This window comes from Luteibacter sp. P4_D7_3 (assembly GCF_056401735.1).
The window spans coordinates 1-2,708 of sequence record NZ_JBFUIT010000426.1 but is presented as its reverse complement, the minus strand read 5'-3'; the positions used below and the strand labels follow the sequence as shown (position 1 = coordinate 2,708).

Genomic DNA, 2,708 nt, shown 5'->3' with positions numbered 1-2,708 from the left:
TGCTTTGGCCACGCGCGTGTTCGAGCGTCAGGGTGAAACGTTGCACGCCGCCGTCGCGTGCGGCAAGCAGGTTGGCCAGTTCACGGGTCAGGCGGCGCAACGGGAACAGCAACGGCTGGCTGCCGTCGAGTTCGCTGTCGAATTCGATTTTCTGCAGGAAGCTTGCCGGTGGTTGCCAGGCGGGCAGGGCATGCGCCGACTGGCCACGGATGCGGTCGAGCCATGCCACGCCATCGCGACCGATGCGTCGGGTCAATTCGGGACGGGGCAGGCGGAAGATGTCTTCCAGGCGACGGAAGCCCATCGCCTGCAACGACTTCACCATGCTGGCGGAAAGTCCGCTCCGGGTCAGCGGCAACGCGGCAAGCATGCGCAGTACGCCCTCGCGTTCCGGCAGCACCATGCCATCCTCGCTCGCGGCAAAAATCCACGAGGCGGCAGCAAAGGGCGTGGCGGCGAGGGTGTGCGGATGGCCTTGTTCGAGCAATCCGCTACGCAGGCGTTCGGCGAGCACCGGCCAGCCATCGAAAAGACGAAGGCTGGCACCGACTTCCATCAGGATGGCCTGGGGCGGCGCCAGGCTGACATGACCGCTGAACTGGTAACACCACGCGGCAATGCCGGCGAGCAGGCGGGTTTCGGCATCCCGGTCACGTGGGCGCACATCGAGGGCTGGGCATAGCGCCCGTGCGGCGGCGACGCTTTGCCCACGGCGTACGCCGAAGGCGGCGGCTTCTTCATTTGCGGCGGCGATCAGGCGTTGGCGCGCGTGGCCGTCGAGTAGAGCGGAGGGGCCTGCCTCCGGTGTCGCGGCGAAGGCGGCGGAGAACGCCAGGCCGGGAAAACGGAGACAGGCCCAAAGCATGGCTGCGGAAGAGGGGCGACGACGGAGCGTCCGTCACGACGGCGTGTGGAACGCGGCGTCATGACGGGATCCATCAGGCCCGCATGCGCAACAGCGGAGCGGTGGTGGTCAGCAGGCCACGCGACTTGAGGACATCCACGTAGGTGGCCTCGTCGCTGTTGCTGACCTTGAGGCGGAGCGCGGCCGGGCTGTTCTGCGCGGCGTGCGTGGCCGGGCGGAAAAGCATGGCGCAGGCGTCGCCGGTTTCGGCGGCCAGCTGCAGGCGACGCAGGCTGCGGTAGTCGATGTCGGGCAACCAGCCGACCACGGCGCCGCAGCAGCCCGAGCGCAGGCACTGCTCCATGCTCCATGCGGCCTCGGTGCTGCCGGCATGGATTTCATGCAGAAAGCGCAGGTCGACACCGGCCGCGGCCAGCGCGGGGGCATAGGGAAGATAAGGCGGCGCGACGAAGATCACGCGGCGGTGCTCCTGGGTCAGCGCGGCAAGTGCAGGCATGACCAGATCCAGTTCGCCCAGGCCGTCATGCTCGAACAGGATTTCGCTGAGGGCACCCTGCGGCCAGCCACCGCCGGGCAGTTTCGCGTCGAGCGAGGTCCAGCCCGTGGACAGCGCGCGTACGCGCGGCTGACGGTCGGCGGAACGCCGCCAGATACCGGGATGGTCGAGCACCTGAGCGAGATTCGGGGAGGCGATGGCGTTCATGGTCAGGTCCTGCGAATGATGCCGACGTAACGCCCTTCAATGGCGAACGCGTGGCGACGGGGATCGACTTCGATCGGCTCGAAGTCGGGATTTTCGGGTAGCAACAGGACGCGGTTGCGGTCGTGCTTGAGGCGTTTCACGGTGACTTCGTCGTCCAGCCGGGCGACCACGATCTGGCCATCGGTGGCGACGGCCGTCTTATGCACGGCAAGTAGGTCGCCATCGAGGATGCCCACATCACGCATGCTCAGGCCGACGACACGCAGGAGGTAATCGGCGCGCGGGCGGAACAGCGCGGGATCGACTTCCAGTTGCGATTCGATGTTTTCCTCGGCGAGGATGGGCGAGCCGGCGGCAACGCGGCCGATCAGCGGCAACTCGTTGGCTGCCTGGCCGCGCAGGCTCGAGGCGAGACCGGGGGGAATGCGCAGCCCGCGGTGCTGCGGGGAGCGCTCGAGCACGCCTTTACGGACCAGGGACTCGACGCAGGCCTGTGCCGAACTGTGGCTGGAAAAGCCCAGGGCATCGGCGATCTCGCGCAGTGTCGGCGGGAGCCCTTGCGCTTGCAGGTATTCCTGCAGGAAGGAAAGGGTCTTTTGCTGACGCTCGGTAAGGGTAGGTGTCGACATGCGTACATTTGTACACATGCCAGGAGAGCGGCGCAAGGGGGAGCTTCGATTACGGGATGACTCAAGGGCGTGTCGCCCTATCTCAATCCGGTTTTCCCTTACACGAAGGCGAGGGCAAGGGCATCTGGAGATGGCTTGCCATTGGGCAAACCATGGACGAACTCCCGGGATAAGCCGTCTGAGAGGCCCAGAGAACCGCCATGACCCCCGTCCATGCCTCCAGCGCGACATCTTCCTCTAAGCCGGCTGGCCATGAGCAGCTTGCATGCCCCCCATCGCCAAAGCAGGATGCCGACATGGAACACAGACTTAGCCGGCTGGAAGTCACCACCCAGCATATCCAGGACGATCTTCGCGATCTTCGTACCGATGTGGGCGAGTTCAAAGCTGAAATGCGCGAATTCAAGGGCGAGATGCTTGAGTTCAAGAGCGAAATGCTTGAGTTCAAAGTTGAAATGCGCGAATTCAAGGGCGAAATGCTTGAGTTCAAGAGCGAAATGCTTGAGTTCAA

At 65.0% G+C, this 2,708-nt stretch carries 4 protein-coding genes; 1 reads left to right on the top strand and 3 read right to left on the bottom strand.

What is annotated here, in order from left to right; translation table 11 throughout:
- From AC1DSN_RS21015 to lexA, 3 genes are all read right to left on the bottom strand, one after another.
- Positions 1–865: Y-family DNA polymerase (locus AC1DSN_RS21015; protein WP_477332665.1), on the bottom strand; the 865-nt coding region annotated here is incomplete at its 3' end.
- Between the two features lie 73 nt (positions 866–938).
- Positions 939–1,568, bottom strand: coding sequence for a translesion DNA synthesis-associated protein ImuA (imuA, locus tag AC1DSN_RS21010; protein ID WP_063571834.1), 630 nt, complete (start codon positions 1,566–1,568; stop codon positions 939–941).
- Positions 1,569–1,570: 2 nt separating this feature from the next.
- Entirely contained in the window at positions 1,571–2,197 is a 627-nt protein-coding gene (lexA, locus tag AC1DSN_RS21005; RefSeq protein ID WP_063571833.1) for a transcriptional repressor LexA, read from the bottom strand.
- Positions 2,198–2,493: 296 nt separating this feature from the next.
- Here lexA and AC1DSN_RS21000 point away from each other — a divergent pair.
- Positions 2,494–2,708 (top strand): hypothetical protein (locus tag AC1DSN_RS21000; protein WP_477332663.1); only part of this gene is annotated, 215 nt, incomplete at its 3' end.

What these genes read in the sequence shown, in the direction of transcription:
- imuA (WP_063571834.1), bottom strand. Translation starts at nt 1,568, where the DNA reads ATGAACGCCATCGCCTCCCCGAATCTCGCTCAGGTGCTCGACCATCCC.
- lexA (WP_063571833.1), bottom strand. Translation starts at nt 2,197, where the DNA reads ATGTCGACACCTACCCTTACCGAGCGTCAGCAAAAGACCCTTTCCTTC.